Origin of the sequence: Orenia marismortui DSM 5156, from assembly GCF_000379025.1 — a bacterium.
Classification (GTDB): Bacteria; Bacillota; Halanaerobiia; order Halobacteroidales; family Halobacteroidaceae; genus Orenia; species Orenia marismortui.
Map to the genome: position 1 here is coordinate 481,172 of NZ_KB900623.1, position 19,225 is coordinate 500,396.

Annotated in this window: 12 protein-coding genes; 11 read left to right on the forward strand and 1 reads right to left on the reverse strand. The window is 31.7% G+C overall.

The features are described 5' to 3' along the window. Positions 1–94 precede the first annotated feature (94 nt). The 10 genes from OREMA_RS0115990 to OREMA_RS0116035 all read left to right on the forward strand — a co-directional run bounded on the left by OREMA_RS0115990 (position 95) and on the right by OREMA_RS0116035 (position 13,802). Complete coding sequence (locus OREMA_RS0115990; protein WP_018250255.1) at positions 95–1,027, forward strand: aspartate carbamoyltransferase catalytic subunit; 933 nt, start codon at positions 95–97, stop codon at positions 1,025–1,027. Then, positions 1,020–2,303, forward strand: a complete 1,284-nt coding sequence (locus tag OREMA_RS0115995) for a dihydroorotase (RefSeq protein ID WP_018250256.1) — start codon at positions 1,020–1,022, stop codon at positions 2,301–2,303. The genes OREMA_RS0115990 and OREMA_RS0115995 overlap by 8 nt, the downstream gene beginning before the upstream one ends. A 172-nt stretch (positions 2,304–2,475) precedes the next feature. Then, the gene (gene pyrF / locus OREMA_RS0116000) at positions 2,476–3,420 is read left to right on the forward strand and encodes an orotidine-5'-phosphate decarboxylase (protein ID WP_018250257.1); all 945 of its coding nucleotides are present in this window, start codon (positions 2,476–2,478) and stop codon (positions 3,418–3,420) included. Positions 3,421–3,507: 87 nt separating this feature from the next. Then, the gene (gene carA, locus OREMA_RS0116005; RefSeq protein ID WP_018250258.1) at positions 3,508–4,581 is read left to right on the forward strand and encodes a glutamine-hydrolyzing carbamoyl-phosphate synthase small subunit; all 1,074 of its coding nucleotides are present in this window, start codon (positions 3,508–3,510) and stop codon (positions 4,579–4,581) included. A gap of 401 nt (positions 4,582–4,982) precedes the next feature. After that, the gene (carB, locus tag OREMA_RS0116010; protein ID WP_018250259.1) at positions 4,983–8,183 is read left to right on the forward strand and encodes a carbamoyl-phosphate synthase large subunit; all 3,201 of its coding nucleotides are present in this window, start codon (positions 4,983–4,985) and stop codon (positions 8,181–8,183) included. A gap of 83 nt (positions 8,184–8,266) precedes the next feature. Continuing rightward, positions 8,267–9,067, forward strand: a complete 801-nt coding sequence (locus tag OREMA_RS0116015) for a dihydroorotate dehydrogenase electron transfer subunit (RefSeq protein ID WP_018250260.1) — start codon at positions 8,267–8,269, stop codon at positions 9,065–9,067. Next, positions 9,060–9,974 carry a dihydroorotate dehydrogenase gene (locus OREMA_RS0116020; protein WP_018250261.1) on the forward strand — a complete coding sequence of 305 codons (915 nt, stop codon included), beginning with the start codon at positions 9,060–9,062 and terminating at the stop codon, positions 9,972–9,974. The genes OREMA_RS0116015 and OREMA_RS0116020 overlap by 8 nt, the downstream gene beginning before the upstream one ends. Before the next feature lie 524 nt (positions 9,975–10,498). Continuing rightward, entirely contained in the window at positions 10,499–11,071 is a 573-nt protein-coding gene (pyrE, locus tag OREMA_RS0116025; protein WP_018250262.1) for an orotate phosphoribosyltransferase, read from the forward strand. Between the two features lie 292 nt (positions 11,072–11,363). Beyond that, positions 11,364–12,692, forward strand: a complete 1,329-nt coding sequence (locus tag OREMA_RS17985; protein WP_018250263.1) for an HD-GYP domain-containing protein — start codon at positions 11,364–11,366, stop codon at positions 12,690–12,692. 231 nt (positions 12,693–12,923) lie between these two features. Continuing rightward, positions 12,924–13,802: a GNAT family N-acetyltransferase gene (locus OREMA_RS0116035; protein ID WP_018250264.1), complete on the forward strand. Its 879-nt coding sequence runs from the start codon at positions 12,924–12,926 to the stop codon at positions 13,800–13,802. Positions 13,803–13,862: 60 nt separating this feature from the next. Here the strand turns inward: OREMA_RS0116035 and OREMA_RS0116040 are convergent, their stop codons facing one another. Further along, positions 13,863–15,614: an Rqc2 family fibronectin-binding protein gene (locus tag OREMA_RS0116040; protein WP_018250265.1), complete on the reverse strand. Its 1,752-nt coding sequence runs from the start codon at positions 15,612–15,614 to the stop codon at positions 13,863–13,865. Positions 15,615–15,827: 213 nt separating this feature from the next. Between OREMA_RS0116040 and OREMA_RS0116045 the strand changes: the two genes are divergently transcribed. Next, positions 15,828–18,548: a calcium-translocating P-type ATPase, SERCA-type gene (locus OREMA_RS0116045; protein ID WP_018250266.1), complete on the forward strand. Its 2,721-nt coding sequence runs from the start codon at positions 15,828–15,830 to the stop codon at positions 18,546–18,548. Positions 18,549–19,225 lie beyond the last annotated feature (677 nt).

Genomic DNA, 19,225 nt, shown 5'->3' on the forward strand with positions numbered 1-19,225 from the left:
TGTCGGTTTTTCTGGCAAGGAAATTTTTTATTATAAATATTATAACTTATATATATAGGCCTTAACATTAATAATATAATTTGGAGGTATAAAGATGGGATTATTAAAAAATAAGGATTTATTAGGTTTAGAAAATTTAAGTAGCTCAGAAATAGAATTGATTTTGGAAACAGCTAAATCTATGAAGGATGTTTTAAATAGACCGATCAAGAAAGTACCCACTTTAAGAGGAAAGTTAGTGGTTAACCTTTTTTATGAGCCTAGTACTAGGACAAGTTCTTCATTTAGCTTGGCTGCTAAAAGGTTAAGTGCCGATGGAATGGGTTTATCAGTTAAAACTAGTAGTGTTACTAAAGGAGAAAGTTTGGTAGATACAGCTAAAACTTTAAAGGCCTTAGGAGCAGATGCAGTAGTAATTCGTCATGGAATACCAGGAGCTGCAAAACTATTAGCAGAGACAATAGATATTCCTGTATTAAATGCTGGTGATGGTGCCCATGAACATCCTACTCAAGCATTACTTGATATCTATACTATTAACGAGAGAAAGGGAGATATAAAAGGGCAGAAAGTAGCTATTGTAGGAGATATCAGGCATAGTCGTGTAGCACGATCAAATATTTGGGGATTAAATAAGTTAGGAGCTGAGGTAAGGTTAATTGGGCCAAGCACTTTAATGCCAATAGGAATAGAAAGGATGGGAGTTAAGGTATATACAAATTTAGAAGAAGGGATTAAAGATGTAAATGTAATTAACTTATTAAGGATTCAAAGAGAGCGGCAGAACAAAGGTTTCTTCCCTAGTATTAAGGAGTATACTAAGCGTTATGGATTGAGAAAAGAACATTTAAACCTGGCTGCTGATGATGTAACAGTAATGCATCCAGGACCAATTAATAGAGGGATTGAAATTTCATCAGAACTTGCTTATGGAGAAGAAGCGGTAATTGAAGATCAAGTAACTAATGGAGTTGCTATTAGAATGGCTTTATTATATCTCTTGTTAGGAGGAAGTAAAAATGAATAAATTATTATTAAAGAATGCTAAACTTGTTAATCCAGCCGAGAGTATTATTCAAGATCAAGATCTTTTAATTATAGATGGCAAGATTGCTAAGATTGAAAATGGCTTAAAAGCTAAAGGTGCAGATTTAATAGATTTAAATGGTAAAATATTGTCTCCGGGCTTGATCGATATGCATGTTCATTTGCGTGAACCAGGTTTTGAACATAAAGAGACTATTAAAACTGGAACTGAGGCAGCTGCCAAAGGTGGGTTTACCTCTGTAGCTTGTATGCCTAATACAAATCCAGTTATCGATAGCCAAATTTTAGTAGAGGGTTTACTATCAATTGCAAAAGAAGATGGCGTTGTTAATGTATATCCCATTGGAGCAATTACTAAAGGGAGTCAAGGTCAAGAGTTAGCTGAAATATCTAGTATGAAAGAAGCTGGGATAGTAGGAATTTCTGATGATGGTAGCCCAGTAATGAACTCTGAAATGATGAGATTAGCTTTAGAATATGCTAAAGATTTAGAATTAACAATAATTTCACACTGTGAAGATGAGAATTTAGCTGGGTCAGGTGTTGTTAATCAAGGTTATTATTCAACTGTTACTGGATTAAATCCTATCCCATCATCTGCAGAGTCAGTAATGGTTGGAAGGGACATTTGTTTGGCAGAAGAGACTGGAACCAAAGTTCATATTGCCCATATAAGTACTAAAGAGAGTGTAGAATTAGTAAGACAAGCTAAAAAAAGAGGAGTTAAGATAAGCTGCGAGGTAACGCCACATCACTTTACTTTAACTGATGAGCTAATTACAAGCTTTGATACTAATACTAAGATGAATCCTCCATTAAGAAGTAAGGAAGATGTGGCTGCAATTAAAGAAGGATTAAAGGATGGGACTATTGATGTAATAGCAACCGATCATGCACCACATAGTGTCGAGGAAAAGGATGTAGAATATAATTATGCTCCTTTTGGAATTATAGGTCTAGAAACTGCCTTAGCTTTGGTAGTGAGTGAATTGATAGAGCCAGGTATTTTAACTTTGGAAGAGGCACTAGCCAAGTTGACAGTTAATCCTGCTAAAATTTTAGGGTTAGATAAAGCTAAGATAGAGGTTGGAGCAGATGCAGATTTAACGGTTATTGATATAGATGATGAGTGGAAGTTAAGATCTGAAGATTTAGTATCCAAATCAAAGAATACACCTTTTATAGATTATAACTTAAAAGGGAGAACTGTGATGACTATTGTAGGGGGAGAAATCGTTTATAGCAGTGATGAGTAACAGGTAACGAGTGACAAGTTAAAGTTAGTAAAAAATATACTGAAGATTTTCTATTCTGAAAACTTCTAATATGCTTAGTGATTAAAGAATTTTAAATTTGACCTGATCAAGTTCGCTATTTGTTACTCATTACTAGTCACTAGTTACTGAACTTAAAAGGGGAGTGAATTAGATGAATTTTGCAGATAGATTAATGGAGAAGATAGACCAAAAGCAGAGCCATGTATGTGTTGGATTGGATCCTAGATTAAATCAAATTCCAGAAAATATCAAGGATAAAGCAATAAAAAACTATGGTAAAACAACAGAAGCAGTGGCTAAATCTTTTTTAGAGTTCAATAAAGGTATTATTGATGCAGTAGCAGAGCATACAGCAATAGTTAAACCTCAAATGGCTTTTTATGAACAGTATGGTTATTGGGGAGTCAAAGCTTTTGAAGATACTGTAGCTTATGCTAAAGATTCTGGGTTATTAGTGATTAGCGATGCCAAAAGAAATGATATAGGGTCTACTGCTAAAGCTTATGCAGATGGACATCTAGGTAGGCCAGATTTCTGGGAAGGAGAGACTTTAGTAAATAAAGCTGATTCTTTAACAGTAACTCCTTATTTAGGGTCAGATGGAATTATACCTTTTGTAGATAGTTGCCAAGAACATGATAAAGGAATCTTTACTTTAGTTAAGACCTCAAACCCTTCTTCTGGAGAATTACAGGACCTAGTAACAAAGGCTGATAGCAGAATTTATGAGGAAATAGCCAAATTGGTTGTTTGCTGGGGAGAAGAGCTAATAGGAGAAAGGGGATATAGCTCTATTGGTGCAGTAGTAGGAGCTACTTATCCTTCAGAGGCTAGAACTTTAAGAGAGATAATGGTCAATAATTATTTCTTAGTACCAGGTTATGGAGCTCAAGGAGGAAGCGCTGATGATGTGATTGATTGCTTTAATGATGATGGTTATGGAGCAGTAGTGAACTCTTCTCGTGGTATTATATTTGCTTATCAACAGAAAAGATATAGTAATGATTATAAAGAGGCAGCAAAGCAAGCAGTAATTGAAATGAAAGAGGCTATAAATAATTCTTTAGCTAAAGAAGATAAGTTAGCGTGGCAATAAGGGTTTACAAAGTAGTTTAAATGCTGTATAATAATACAAACAAACTAATAAATATACAGAAGTAGTTATAAAAGAGGAGGTTAGGCTATGAAGGTTAGATTAATATTAGAAGATGGAACTGTTTTTCATGGGATGAGTTTTGGAGCAGATAGAGAGGTTAGTGGTGAGATAGTTTTTAATACAAGTATGACTGGATATCAAGAAATCTTAACAGATCCTTCTTATAAAGGTGAAATTGTAACTATGACATATCCTTTAATAGGAAATTATGGTGTTAATCAAGGGGATGTAGAATCATATGCTTCTCATGTGAATGGTTTTATAGTAAAAGAGTTTTGTACTGAACCAAGTAACTGGCGTAAAGAGTCAACAATAAAAGATTATTTAAAAGAGAATGATATTGTAGGAATAACAGGAATTGATACTCGAGCATTGACTAAATTATTAAGAACTGAAGGAACAATGAAGGGGATTATTACAAGTGAGGATTTGCCAGAATCAGAATTAATTCAAAAGGCTAAAGATGCACCAGGTTTATCTGGTAGAGATTTGGTTTCTGAAGTTACAACTAAAGAGATTTATACTAAAGGAAACGGTAAGCAATATAAGGTAGTTCTAATAGATTGTGGAGCCAAGAAGAATATAGTTCGTTCTTTAGTAGGGAGAGATTGTGAGGTAACAGTAGTACCAGCAACTACGAAAGCACAGGAAATCTTAAGTTATAATCCAGATGGAATTATGTTATCTAATGGACCAGGTGATCCACAAGATGCTAGCTATGTAGTTGAGACAGTTAAAGAATTATTAGGCAAAAAGCCTATCTTTGGGATCTGCTTAGGTCATCAAATTTTAGGATTAGCTTGTGGAGCAGATACTTACAAATTAAAGTTTGGACACAGGGGAGCAAATCACCCAGTAAAAGATTTAGCAACTAATCGAGTTTATATTACTTCTCAGAATCATGGATTTGCTATAAAGGAAGATTCAGTTGAAGATTTAGATATAGTTGTTACCCATATTAATGTTAATGATGGAACAGTTGAAGGGATTATGCATAAAGAGTTGCCAGCCTTTTCAGTGCAGTATCACCCAGAAGCATCACCTGGACCTGAAGACTCACATTATTTATTCGATAGATTTATTGATATGATGAATAATTAATAATTGCTTTAAGTCAGAACTTAATCAGATTTTAGTCAGCGTCGAAAAAGTTCTTTAGGTTTTAAGAACTTAAAGTTAAAAGAATATTAGATACAAATTAATACAGATAAAAGCGGACTAAAACAAAATAATATGGAATCACAAATAGCTATAAATAAATAAGAATAAAAACAATGAAAAGATAAAATCCTTAAAATATTTATAAAATTAATTTATGGTTAATAGAATTCAAATTTTTAATAATTTATTAGTATAGATTGACCCCAATAGTACTTCCATAGGAAATAGAGAACAATTTTCTTTAGGGCTCGTTTTAATGAATGCTAAAAATAAAGCTTTGAATAATTTGTAATTATCAATTGTAAATTATACATTGTAAATTAATCAGGGAGGTTTTAACTATGCCAAAACGACAAGATTTACACAAAGTAATGGTTATCGGATCTGGACCAATTATTATTGGTCAAGCAGCAGAATTTGATTATTCAGGTAGTCAGGCTTGTAGAGCATTAAAAGATGAAGGCTTAGAAGTAGTATTAGTTAATAGTAATCCTGCTACAATTATGACTGATCAGAATATGGCTGATAGAGTTTATATTGAACCTTTAACAGTAGAACATATTTCAGAGATTTTGAAAAAAGAACGTCCTGATGGGTTATTACCTACTTTAGGTGGCCAGACAGGATTAAATTTAGCTATAGATTTAGCAGAGGCAGGCGTTTTAGAAGAACTAGGGATAGAGTTATTGGGAACTCCTATTGATACAATTCAAAAAGCAGAGGATAGAGATACATTTAAAGCATTAATGGATGAGATTGGTGAACCAGTCTTAAAAAGTCGCACGGCAGAAACTATTCCAGATGTTTTAGAGATAGCTGAAGAAATTGGTTATCCAGTGATAGTACGACCAGCTTATACTATGGGTGGTACTGGAGGAGGAGTAGCAGATAATAAGGATCAATTAAAAGAGATTGCTGCCCGTGGGTTTAAACATAGTTTGATTGGTCAAGTATTGATCGAAAAGAGTGTAAAGGGTTGGAAAGAGATAGAGTATGAAGTAATGCGTGATAGTAATGATAATTGTATTACAGTCTGTAATATGGAGAACTTTGACCCAGTAGGAATCCATACTGGAGATAGTATAGTTGTAGCTCCTAGCCAGACTTTAGCTGATAAAGAGTATCAGATGTTACGTTCTTCTTCATTGAAGATAATTAGAGCTTTAGGGATTGAAGGAGGTTGTAATGTTCAGTTTGCTTTAAATCCTGATAGTTTTGAATTTATTATTATTGAGGTTAATCCTCGTGTAAGTCGTTCAAGTGCCTTAGCTTCTAAAGCTACTGGTTATCCAATTGCCAAGGTTTCGGCTAAAATTGCTTTAGGATATACCTTAGATGAGATAGATAATGCTATTACTCAAAAGACTAAAGCTTGCTTTGAACCAGCTTTAGATTATGTAGTATTAAAGATTCCAAGATGGCCTTTTGATAAGTTTCATTATGCTGATAGAGAGTTAGGAACACAGATGAAGGCTACTGGAGAAGTAATGTCTATTGAGCGTACTTTAGAAGGAGCAATGTTAAAGGCTGTACGTTCTTTAGAAGTAGGTGCTTCTGGATTGAAACATGATGAGGTTGAAAGCTGGAGTGATGAAAAGTTAGCAGAGAATTTACAGATAGCCGATGATAGACGTATATTCGTGATTGCAGAAGTTCTAGGAAGAGGTTGGAGTGTAGATAAGATTCATGAACTAACAGGAATTACCAAGTTTTTCTTAGTTAAGATGAAACATGTAATACAATTAGAGAAGAAGCTAGAAAAACAAGGTTTGACTCCAGAACTAGTCAAAGAAGTAAAAGGATTTGGATTTGCAGATAAAGAGATTGGACTTCTAACAGGAAATGATGAACAGGCTGTAAGAGAGTTTCGTCAAAATCATGGTATTGATGTGGTTTATAAGATGGTGGATACCTGTGCAGCAGAGTTTGAAGCAGAGACACCATATTACTATTCTAGCTATGAAAAGACTAATGAGTCAGAAACTACCGATAAAGCGGGAGTGTTAGTAATTGGCTCAGGACCGATTAGAATTGGCCAAGGTATTGAGTTTGATTATTGTAGTGTTCATTCAGCTTGGGCTCTACATGAAGAGGGTTATGAATCGATTATTGTTAATAATAATCCAGAAACAGTAAGTACTGACTTTGATACTTCTGATAGATTATACTTTGAACCAATTACTAAAGAAGAAGTAATGAATATTATTGAACATGAGAAGCCTGAAGGGGTTGTGGTTCAGTTTGGTGGTCAGACAGCTATTAACCTAGCCAAGCCATTAGCTGATGAAGGTGTTAATATCTTAGGAACACCTTTTGAATCAATTGATCTGGCAGAAGATAGAGATAAATTTATAAATCTACTTAGAGAATTGGATATTCCAACACCAGAGGGTGATGTAGTATTCTCCCAGGATGATGCTAAAGAGGTAGCTGAAAGAATAGGTTATCCAGTTTTAGTACGTCCATCCTATGTATTAGGTGGTAGAGCTATGGAAGTTGTTTATAATGATGATGAATTAAATGATTATATGGAGAATGCTGTGAAGGTAACTCCAGCGCATCCAATCTTAATCGATAGATATATTATTGGTAAAGAGTTAGAGGTAGATGCAATTTCTGATGGAGAAGATGTGATTATACCAGGAATTATGGAGCATATTGAACGGGCTGGAGTTCATTCTGGAGATAGTATCGCTGTTTATCCAACTCAAACAGTTAGTAGAGAATTAAAAGAGAAGATTGCTGATTATACTAAAAAATTAGCAGTAGCTTTAAATACTAAAGGTTTAGTTAATATTCAGTATGTAGTTGACGGTGATACTCCTTATGTGATCGAGGTTAATCCTAGATCTAGTCGAACAATTCCTTACTTGAGTAAGGTAACTGGTATTCCGATGGTTAACTTAGCTACTAAGGCAATGTTAGGAGAGAAGTTAGAAGATAGTGGGTATCCACTAGGACTAGTACCTGAAAAAGATCATGTGGCAGTTAAGGTGCCAGTATTCTCTTTCTCTAAATTAACAGAGGTAGATACTAATTTAGGACCAGAGATGAAATCAACAGGAGAGGTATTAGGATTAGATAAAGATTATACTCAAGCTTTATATAAAGGATTTATAGGAGCAGGTATAGATATCCCTAAAGAAGGAACTATTTTAGCAACTATGGCTGATATGGATAAAGAAGAAGCTATTCCTTATATTAAAGATTTTGCAGAGTTAGGATTTAAGATTGTTGCTACTAGTGGAACAGCAGCGGCTTTAAAAGAAGCTGGTTTAGATGTAGAAGAGACTAAGAAATTATCTGAGGGATCTCCAAATGTAATCGATCTAATTAAAGAAGATAAGATTGACTTAGTTATAAATACATTGACTAAAGGTAAAGTTCCAGCTAGAGATGGATTTAAAATTAGAAGAAGTGCAGTAGAGATGGGAATCCCTGCTTTAACTTCTTTAGATACAACTAGAGCAATGTTAGAGGTTTTAAAAGAGATGAATTCGAATAATAAAATTTCTGTTCAAGCATTACAAGATTATGTTTAAGATAATAATTAATGTTGAGCAATCAGTAAGTAGAAGGGCGAACTATATGTTCGCCCTTAATTGAGGAAAAAGGGGTGAAATTAATGTCAAAGCGAGTAATATCTAATATTATTTCACAAGAAGAGATCAGTCCTAAACATTTTAAGATGGTAATTGATGCACCTGAAGTTGCTAAAGATGCTCAGATGGGGCAGTTTATACATTTAAAATGGAGATCAGAGCTAAATCAGCAGGATCCTATATTAAGAAGACCAATTAGTCTTAATGAAATAGATAAAAAGTCAGGTGCTATCACAATTATTTATCGAGTAATCGGTCGAGGAACTCAACTATTGTCTACCCTTAAATCAGGGGATCAGGTAGATATTATGGGCCCAATAGGTATGGGATTTTCAATTCCAGAAGATGCAGATGAGTTAATTATAGTAGGTGGAGGAATGGGAATTGCTCCTTTATATCCCGTAGTAAAAGAGTTAGTAGCTTTAGATAAAGAGGTAACCGTTCTAATTGGTGCTGAGAATAAAGGGCAGTTATTGAATTTAGAGGATTATGAAGCTATGAATGTAGAGTTGAAAGCTTCTACTGTAGATGGTAGTTATGGATATCAGGGCTTTGTAACGGATTTTTTAGATGATAACTTAGCAGATGCTGACTATATCTATACCTGTGGTCCAGAAGTGATGATGGAGGTTGTACAAAGATGGGCGACAGAAAATGATATTAAGGGAGAAACTTCTTTAGAAGAGAGAATGGGATGTGGAACTGGAGCCTGTTTATCCTGTGTATGCAAAATAAAAGTTCGTAATGAGTCAGGGTGGGATTATAAGAAGACCTGTATTCAAGGACCAGTCTTTCCATTAAATGAGGTGATCTTTGATGATTAAAGCAAACTTAGCAGTAGATCTAAATGGATTAGAATTACAAAATCCAGTAACTACAGCTTCTGGTACTTTTGGTTTTGGACCAGAATATAAGAATTATGTTGATTTAAATAGACTTGGTGGGGTAATGGTTAAAGGGACAACTTTGAATCCTAAACTAGGAAATCCTACTCCAAGAATTGCAGAGACACCAGCAGGAATGTTGAATGCTATTGGTTTGCAGAATCCTGGAGTAGACCATTTTTTAGCTAGCATCTTACCTGTAATTAAAGATTATAACTTTAAGACGATAGTCAATATATCAGGTAATACTGTAGAAGATTATGCTAAGTTGGCTAATAAATTAAATGTTGAAGGTGTAGATGCTTTAGAGATAAATATCTCTTGTCCTAATGTGAAAAAGGGAGGTTTAGCCTTTGGTACTCAGCCAGAGATGGCAGCTTCAGTAGTAGAGGCTGTAAGGGCTGAGACAGATATGACCCTAATCACTAAATTATCACCTAATGTGGCTGATATTACTTCTATTGCTAAAGCTGTAGAAGAGGTTGGAACAGATATTATTTCGTTGATCAATACTTTATTGGGAATGAAGATAGATATAGATAAGCAAGAGCCTATCTTAGCTAATAAGATGGGAGGGTTATCTGGTCCAGCTATTAAACCAGTAGCAATCAGAATGATTTATCAAGTAGCTCAAGCAGTTGGTGTGCCTGTAATTGGGATGGGTGGTATTAGTAGTGCAGAAGATGCTATCGAATTCTTTTTGGCAGGCGCTAGTGCTATTTCAGTAGGTACAGCTAACTTTATTAATCCAGAGATAACCATGGAGATCTTAGATGGAATAGAAGCTTATTTAGTAGAGAATGGTTATGAAGATATTAATGAAATAGTTGGATTAGCTATAGTTTAATGTATAATGTACAGTTGATAATTTACAACTAATATCAAGGTCAAAGTCAAGAATTTTTCACCACGAATATACACGAATTAACACTAATAAAAAAATTAAAAAGCTTGGAGATTTTAAAGGCTATATATCAATCAATAAAGGTTCTATATTATATATCTAGAATTTAAACGTTCATAATTATTTAAGAAATTAAAATCAAAAGAATATTAGACGCAGATTAATACAGCGCCCTGAAAGAGACACTCTTTGTCGATTGAGGAAGTACTCTTGGGGTGATAAAAGTGTATTAAAAAATAAAAGATTATTAAGGGTTAAATCGGTACTTGATCATATTTTAATCAGCATCAAAAAAAGATTTTGACTTTAATTTATTATTAGATATAGATTGAAATTCTTTTTCTTGTTTTATATAACAATGATAAACTAAATTTTTACGAGTCTTATTCGTGTACATTTGTGTTCATTGGTGGTTCCAAATTGTTTTGAATTATTGTTTTTAAATTTAAATATGGGAGGAAATTATAATGAAAAATGAAAGAGTAATTGAAATTTTTAAGACAACTGGGGTTTTACAAGAAGGTCATTTCAAATTAAGTTCTGGATTACACAGTAATCAATATTTACAATGTGCTCAAGTTTTACAATATCCTGTTTATGCTCAAGAGTTGGCAGAAGCATTAGCGGAAAAATTTAAAGATATAGAGATTGATGTAGTAGTAGGACCAGCAATGGGTGGAGTAACTTTAGCTTATGCTGTTGGACTAGCATTAGAGAAGAAAACAATCTTTACGGAGCGTGAAGATGGGAAGATGACTCTAAGAAGAGGATTTAGATTGAATAAAGGTGATAAGGTCTTAGTAGTAGATGATGTATTGACTACAGGTAAGTCTATTAATGAAGTTGTTGAAGTCTTAAATCAGACTGGATCTGAGTTGGTAGCTGTGGGAACATTAGTAGACAGAAGAAGTAAAGAGATTAATTTTGAGGTTCCAACTGAATCAATGTTAAAAGTTGATGTTAAGGCTTATGATCCAAAAGAATGTCCAATGTGCCAAGATGGATTAGAGATTACTAAACCAGGTAGTAGATATCTATAATTTTTTTAGCTACTTGTAAAAGGTGACTTTTTATATTAATAGTTAAAAAAGAAAGATGTCCTGATCAGGACATCTTTCTTTTTAACTTTATTTTTATAAATCAATCGGCTTAAATTAACTTCAGTAATATATAAATACTTTATGGTTTTTTTGCAGGAATTTGTATTTTTCTGAAGAAAATATTAAAGTAGAAAATTATATTTTAATAATTTAATAAGTTAAATCTACTAATATTTATTCTAGTAATTATTGTTTTCTTATGTTGTAGTATTTTCAAAAGGAGGATAGTGATATGAATGGGGATTTAAATGTTCCTTTATTTGATATGGTTATGTGCTTATCTGATGCTATGGATTTAGTTAGTCCGATTGTAACAGGACATCATAAACGTGTAGCTTATATTGCATCTAGTATAGCAGCAGAGTTAGGTATATCAAAAGAAGATGAAAAAGATTTGATAATAGCTGGGGCTTTACATGATGTAGGAGCTTTTTCTTTGAGTGAAAGAATTGATTCTTTGAATTGGGATTTATCCCAAGAAATTTTACAGGAGACTGAAGTTTTTACAGCAAGTCCCGATTATAGATATATAGGATCTGTAAGCCATGCTGAATTAGGATATTGTTTAATTAAAAAGTTCAGTCCTTTTGCTAAGATTGCTAATATTGTACGTTATCATCATGTTGCTTGGAATCAAGGTAGAGGCAAATGTTTTAAAGGTAGGGAAGTTCCTTTGGGCAGCCATATATTAAATTTAGCTGATGCAATTGATATATTAATTGATAAAGAAAGGGAGATTATTGGCCAGTCTAAATTGATTTCTGAAAAAATTATAGAGAAAAAAGGTAATTCTTTTAAACCAGAATTAGTTGATGCTTTTGTATCTTTAGCTCAAAAGGAAGCTTTCTGGTTTAATATTGTTAGTTCTACTATAGACAGAACTTTATCTAAAAGAGTACAAGGAGTAAATATAGAATTGAATCCAGCAAGTTTGCTTAGTTTAGCTAATCTTTTTAGTCAAATTATAGATTTTAGAAGTCGTTTTACTGCAACACATTCTAGTGGAGTAGCAGCTAGTGCAGAAGCATTAGCTAAACTGATAGGATTATCGGATCTTAAATGTCAGCAAATTAAGATTGCAGGTTATTTACACGATTTAGGTAAATTAGCTGTTCCACCGGAAATTTTAAATAAGGATACTAAACTTACTAAAAATGAATTTAATGTTATTAAAAAACATCCTTTTTATACATATCAGATTTTAGATAGGGTTAAAGGTTTGGATCAAATTAAAACTTGGGCATCTTATCACCATGAAAGAATTGATGGCAGAGGATATCCTTTTCATGCTAAAGGAGAAGAAATTCCGATAGAAGCTAGAATTATGGCAGTGGCAGATGTCTTTACTGCTATAACAGAAGATAGACCTTACAGGCAAGGAATGAACCTTAAAAGAGCTACTAATATTTTAGAAGAAATGGCTTCTGATGGAGCATTAGATCCTAAAATTGTTTTGATTTTAAAGGACAATCTAGTTAAAATAGATAGATTCAGAATTGAAGCTCAAGCTCGTAAGGCAAAGGATTATGAACATTTTTGGGAAGAAGTACAACAATATTAAAATAGTTAATAATTATGATATATATATCAATTTTATGTATATTATCATATAAAACTGTATATAATAATTTTGTATAGCGAGATTTTTATTTGCAGGAAAAAGTAAATTTATCTAGAAAAACTAAATAATAGAGTTAAATTCTACTCGAGTATTTTAGCTTAGAAGAATAAATTCTAAAGCTATAGGTTTTATTACCTATAGTTTTTTAGTTTAAAGCGGAGAGGTGATTAGATGGAACAGTTTGTTTATGCTAATGAAGGGAGAGTATTATTAAGAGAAGCTAATGAAGAAGATATACCAAAGATTTATGAAATGTATCAAGAGTCTTATCCAGAATCTTGGTGGCAAAATGAAGAGTTAAATGAATTTCGTTTTAATTTGATTAAAGAAGCAAAAGGTAGAATATTTATTGCTATTTTAGAAGATAAGGTTATTGGTCATGCCGAGGTTGTTCTGCCTGATTCTAAAGAAGATCCTGTTTATTTAGTAAGGTTAGAAATACATGATGATTTTGGAAGAAGAAAATTTGGTATAGAATTAGTAAGGTATTCAGCTATTATTATGAAGAATTTAGGTTATCAGTCTTATGTTACTTGGCCTGATACTAATAAATCTAAAGGCTTGTATAAAAAAGTTGGGTTAAAAGAGATTAAAGAAAACCCTCAAATGTTAATCAAGATAGTTGATAAGAAAGTATCTAAAGTAGAGAAAATCAAAGAATTGAATTTTGAAGAACAACCAATAGATTTAAAAATGGCTGTAGGATGTCCTTGGGCCAGAGATTATATTTGGTTAAAGTCATTTAAAGCAGGAAATAAAGAGCTATTGGACTATAAAGGGCCTTATGTTCATCAAGTCTCTTTTAATGGTATTAAGTTAATTATCTTACTTGATGGGAATTCTTTATATATTTATGTACCAGAATTAGAGATTAATAATATTGAATTAATTGAAGAAGCACTAATTTATTCTTCTAACTTGGCTTTTGACAATAATATTGAGAGTTTACATATTAATATAAAAGATAAGTTATGGTCTCAGCTAGATTTATCTGACATATGGGAAATAGAAAAAGAAGAAGAAAGATTAGAAATGAAGATGGAATTTTAAAAAGAGTAATCTTATATAAGATTACTCTTTTTGTTATGATTATAAATTTATTTATTAAAATTAATCTTGGATCTTTAAACCATTTACTATTTGTTCATCTGGATCTACATATAATGTAGTTTGGTTTTCATAATAAACCATACCAGGTTTAGCTCCTTTAGGCTTTTTAACATCTTTGATTGATGTATAATCTACTGGAACATTACTTGAATTTCTGCCTTTACTATAAAAAGCAGCTATTTGAGAGGCTTCTAAAATTGTATTTTCTGGTATTTTATCACCAGTATGATTTCTGATTATAGTATGAGACCCTGGAATATCTTTAACATGTAACCATGTATCTTGGTTATTTGCAATTTTTTTGGTTAATTTATCATTTTGTCTATTGTTCCTACCTACTAAGATATCATATCCATCACTTGATTTGAATTTTAATGGAGGAAGTTTATTATCTTTTTTATTTTTATTATGTCTTTGTTTCTTAATATAACCTTCTTGAATTAACTCTTCATAAATTTCCTCTAATTCATCTAAAGTTGTTGATTGTTCAATATTAACTTCCAATTGTTTCAAATAGTTAATTTCATTTTTAGCTTTTCTTGATTCATTTTTTAAATATTTAACACTTTTTTTAGCTTTTTCATATTTCTTAAAATATTTTTGAGCATTTTCTGCTGGAGACAGCTGCGGGTCTAAGCTAATGGTAATTTCTTTATTATTATCGTAATAATTATTTAGCTTTACTTTTTTATCACCTTTTTTTAGTTGATATATATTTGCGGTAATTAATTCGCCCTTTAGTTGATATTTGTCTGCATTGAGTGCGCCTTTTAATTGGCCTTTTACCTTACGATATTTTTTATGAGCTTTTTCTTTATTATCAGATATAACTTTTGTCATTTTTTCTGTCAATCTATTGATCTTTTTTCTAGTTATACTTTCAACGAAGTAAAAATTCATTAATTCACTAATAGATTCATACTTCTTTTTGGATAAATTAAATTGTTTTAAGTCAACAGCGGAATAGTTTTTGAACGTATTATTATCTTTTAAAATTAATGTAGGCTCAAATTGACTATTCTTTATTTGTTCAAATAAACTGAAGAATTCTAATTTTAATTTATTGATTTCTTCAAAATTACTTAAATCATCTTGAGGATTTAAGTTAGCACGATATGCAATTTCGGTAGCTAGAAGAGGTCCGATTCCTCTATAATTATTCATAATTACTCGATAAATTGGCTCACCAAAATCATCACTTAATAGTTTGATAAATTCATCTTCGTTAGTTGTTAAAGGATTATGTTTACCTTGTTCTGGAGGGGAGACATATTTCTTGCCCGGTAATATTTCTCTATATCTGCTTTTTTGTGAAGTTATTCTTTTAATACTATCTAATATATGTTTATCTTCATTTAATAAAATTATATTACTATGTCTTCCCATCAATTCAACTACAAGAGTTTTGTCTTCTAGCTCTCCTTCATTATTCTTATGCTGAACTGTTATTTCTAAAATTCTTTCAAAATTAGGTTGTGTTACAGATTTTATTCTACCACTTTCAATATGTTTTCTAAGCAACATACAGAAGGCTGGAGGTCTTAGTGGGTTATCAAAATTTTCTTCTGAAATATGTATTCTAGGATTTTGTGGATCTGCAGAAATTAATAAGTTTATATTCTGACCTGGTTGTCTAATTTTTATAGTGATTAATTCATTTTTAGGTTGATAAATTTTATCTACCCTTCCACCTATTAATTTATCGATGAACTCATTTTTTATTGCAGCTAATGTAATACCATCTAGGGACATTATTAACAACTCCTCTTAAAATATTCTTTTTTATTATACTAACACTTTGATATCTTCTTTTCAAACTATTATTTATATATCTTTACTATATTATTAAGGGAATCATAGAAATTAATAATCTCAAATTATTAAAGATGGTAATTTTCTTAGTTTGAGCTGAATAATGATAGTTATAGTTAAAGTAACTTTTACTTCTTGATAGGAGGGGGATAGATGTCAAAAGAAAAATTATATACTTTATCAAGACAAGAGGTGGAGAATAGATTAGGAAGTAATTTAAATAAAGGGTTAACTAATAGACAGGTTGACGAAAGGTTAGAGGCCATAGGTTCTAATAAATTACCAGATAGTAGTGGACACTCTATTCTTTCATTATTAGCAGATCAATTTCAAGATTTTATGGTAATGGTTCTAATAGTAGCAGTTATTATTTCAGGTTTTTTGGGTGAATATGCAGATGCGATTGCTATTTTGGCTATTGTCATCTTGAATGCTATAATGGGATTCGTTCAGGAATTTAGAGCAGAAAAATCATTGCAAGCACTTAAAAAGTTATCTGCGCCAAAAGCAACTGTACTAAGAGCTGGAAAGATAGAGCAAGTAGAATCTGAAGATTTAGTTCCGGGAGATATAATTTTAATTGAAACTGGAGATAAAATTCCCGCTGATGCAAGGGTAATTGAAAGCAATAGTTTAGAAGTAGATGAAGCATCATTAACTGGAGAATCTCTTCCAGTCCCTAAAAAAGATTCTGCTTTAAAGTCTGATATAGAGGTTTCAGTTGGTGACCGGGAAAATATGGTTCATATGGGGACCGTTGTTACTAAAGGGCGAGGGAGAGCAGTCATAACAACTACTGGATTGGATACAGAGATGGGTCAGATTGCAAGTTTATTGCAAGAAAGTAAAGATGGTATAACACCTTTGCAAAGAAGATTAAAAGATTTAGGGCAATGGATTGTTTTAATTTGCTTATTAGCTTGTGTTGCTGTAGTTATTTTAGGAGTTTTAAAGGGTGAACCGATTTATAAAATGTTTTTGGCAGGTGTAAGTTTAGCTGTTGCTGCAATTCCAGAAGGATTACCAGCTATTGTTACTTTAGCACTAGCAATTGGAGTTCAGCGAATGATAAAAAGAAATGCAATAGTTAGAAAATTACCTGCAGTAGAAACTTTGGGATGTGCAACAGTAATTTGTTCAGATAAGACTGGAACTTTAACTAAGAATAAAATGACGGTACAGAAAATTCACATTAATGATCAAACCTATGATTGTCAAACAGAAGGATTTGGTAGCAAAGAATTAAAGAAAGCATTAAGAATAGGAGCAATTTGTAATAATGCTAGGCTAAAGAAAGCAGAATCATTAGTTAATAAAGTTAAGGATAATATTCTAAGGAGACCAAAAAAAGAAGTTATTGGAGATCCTACTGAAGGTGCACTGATTTTAGCAGCAGATGAAGCTGGTATAGATTTAGAAGTTCTACAAAATAAATTTGGAAAAAGGTTAGAAATCCCTTTTGATTCCTCAAGAAAGAGAATGTCTGTTGTTGTTAAGGAGAATGGAAGGTATAAATTATTTATAAAAGGTGCTCCTGATATATTGCTAGATCGTTGTAATAGCTACTTAAAAAATGGAAAGGCTAGAGCATTAGGAGAGTCAAAGAAGAAGAAGATTTTAGAGGAGAATGAAAAATTAGCTAATCAAGCTTTGCGAGTATTAGCGGTTGGATTTAGAGAATTAAATAATAGTATTAATGAAAATAATTTAGAGAAATATGAGAATGATATTACATTTGTAGGATTAATAGGAATGATTGATCCGCCAAGACCAGAAGTGGCAGGTGCAATAAAACTTTGTAAAAAAGCAGGAATAAAACCTAAGATGGTAACAGGTGATCATAAAAATACTGCTGCAGCCATCGCTAAAAGATTGAATTTATTAGAAAAAAAAGATAAGATACTAACTGGTCAAGAGTTATTAGATCTTAGTGATCATGAATTAGAAAAAAATATAAATGATATATCGGTATTTGCTAGAGTGTCACCACAAGATAAATTGCGTATTGTCAAAATTTTACGAAAGAAAGGTCATATCGTTGCAATGACTGGAGATGGAGTTAATGATGCTCCAGCTATTAAAGAAGCTGATATAGGAATTTCTATGGGAGAAAAGGGTACTGATGTAACTCAAGAGTCCTCTTCTCTCATTTTAGCGGATGATAATTTTGCTACTATAGTTGCTGCGATAGAAGAAGGTAGAGCTATTTATGATAATATTCGAAAATTTATAAGGTATCTCTTATCTTGTAATGTTGGAGAGATTTTAACAATGTTTTTATCCTCATTGCTAAGTTTACCTTTGCCATTAATTCCAATTCAAATTTTATGGGTTAATTTAGTTACAGATGGTTTACCAGCTTTAGCCTTGGGGGTAGATCCAGCTGATGATGATATCATGAGTAGACCACCTAGATTAAAAGAAGAGAGTATATTTTCTGGAGGATTACAATGGAAGATTATTTGTCAGGGAATATTAATTGGTTTAGGAACTTTACTAGTGTTTTTATTTGGATTAAGATATAGCCATTCATTAGCTACTGCTAGAACTATGGCTTTTACTAATTTAGTCATGGCGCAATTATTCTTTGTTTTTAGTTGTCGTTCAGAAAAACATAGCATTATAGAAATTAATCCTTTTAGCAATATATATTTATTATTGGCAGTAATATTTTCCTTTGGAATGCATTTAATGGTGATATATTTACCTATGTTTCAAAGTATATTTAAAACTACGTTGCTAGCAAAAGGAGAATGGGCTTTTGTATTATTGGTCTCAGGAGGTTCGAGTTTGCTTGTTGAATTTATTCAATTTATTGTAAATATATATAAAGGTAGAAGTGATGTTAGAGAGTATAAAGAAGTATTAAGATAGGCATATGCCTATCTTTTTTTAGTTGGTTTATTAATATTTGTTATGGAAAGTTATCTTGCATTATATATTAAAAGTACAGTATTTATCATTGTTTGAAATATATAGTTTAGTATAGATAGTAAATCTGTTTTTATTAAGTATATATTTTGTTTAATAAAATAAAAATAAATGTATTATTTTTTTAAATATGAGTTAATATATAAAAGAGATAAAACAATATACAAAATAATTATTAAAATACTATTGACAAGATTATGGATAGATGTTAATATATTAAATGTTGTTTATAAGAAATCAGCAAATTAATATTTTTTGAAGAAATAGTTCAAAAAACACAAGCAATTATGTTTTATTCTAAGTGTATTAATAATATTTTGAATTTTCTTTGACAAAGTTGCTGATAAATGTTAAATTTTTTAATGTTGTTAAGGAAGAAACGATTAACTTTATTTATAATTGTTTATATAAAGTTTTAAAGGATTTAAAGTTTTTGTTGACAAGTCTTGATTCAAATGTTAAACTTATTGATGTTGTCGTTAAGAAATCTTTTAGTTTTAAAAGTTATTGAAAAATAATTTCAAAAAATTATTGACAACATTGTTTGAAATTGATACAATATTTCTTGTCGCATGACAAAAAGACATTTGGTCTTTGAAAACTAAACAATGTAAGTTTTC

Bases quoted from the DNA above. Each gene is read 5' to 3' on its own strand.
- OREMA_RS0115990 (WP_018250255.1), top strand. From the start codon at position 95: ATGGGATTATTAAAAAATAAGGATTTATTAGGTTTAGAAAATTTAAGT.
- OREMA_RS0115995 (WP_018250256.1), top strand. From the start codon at position 1,020: ATGAATAAATTATTATTAAAGAATGCTAAACTTGTTAATCCAGCCGAG.
- pyrF (WP_018250257.1), top strand. From the start codon at position 2,476: ATGAATTTTGCAGATAGATTAATGGAGAAGATAGACCAAAAGCAGAGC.
- carA (WP_018250258.1), top strand. From the start codon at position 3,508: ATGAAGGTTAGATTAATATTAGAAGATGGAACTGTTTTTCATGGGATG.
- carB (WP_018250259.1), top strand. From the start codon at position 4,983: ATGCCAAAACGACAAGATTTACACAAAGTAATGGTTATCGGATCTGGA.
- OREMA_RS0116015 (WP_018250260.1), top strand. From the start codon at position 8,267: ATGTCAAAGCGAGTAATATCTAATATTATTTCACAAGAAGAGATCAGT.
- OREMA_RS0116020 (WP_018250261.1), top strand. From the start codon at position 9,060: ATGATTAAAGCAAACTTAGCAGTAGATCTAAATGGATTAGAATTACAA.
- pyrE (WP_018250262.1), top strand. From the start codon at position 10,499: ATGAAAAATGAAAGAGTAATTGAAATTTTTAAGACAACTGGGGTTTTA.
- OREMA_RS17985 (WP_018250263.1), top strand. From the start codon at position 11,364: ATGAATGGGGATTTAAATGTTCCTTTATTTGATATGGTTATGTGCTTA.
- OREMA_RS0116035 (WP_018250264.1), top strand. From the start codon at position 12,924: ATGGAACAGTTTGTTTATGCTAATGAAGGGAGAGTATTATTAAGAGAA.
- OREMA_RS0116040 (WP_018250265.1), bottom strand. From the start codon at position 15,614: ATGTCCCTAGATGGTATTACATTAGCTGCAATAAAAAATGAGTTCATC.
- OREMA_RS0116045 (WP_018250266.1), top strand. From the start codon at position 15,828: ATGTCAAAAGAAAAATTATATACTTTATCAAGACAAGAGGTGGAGAAT.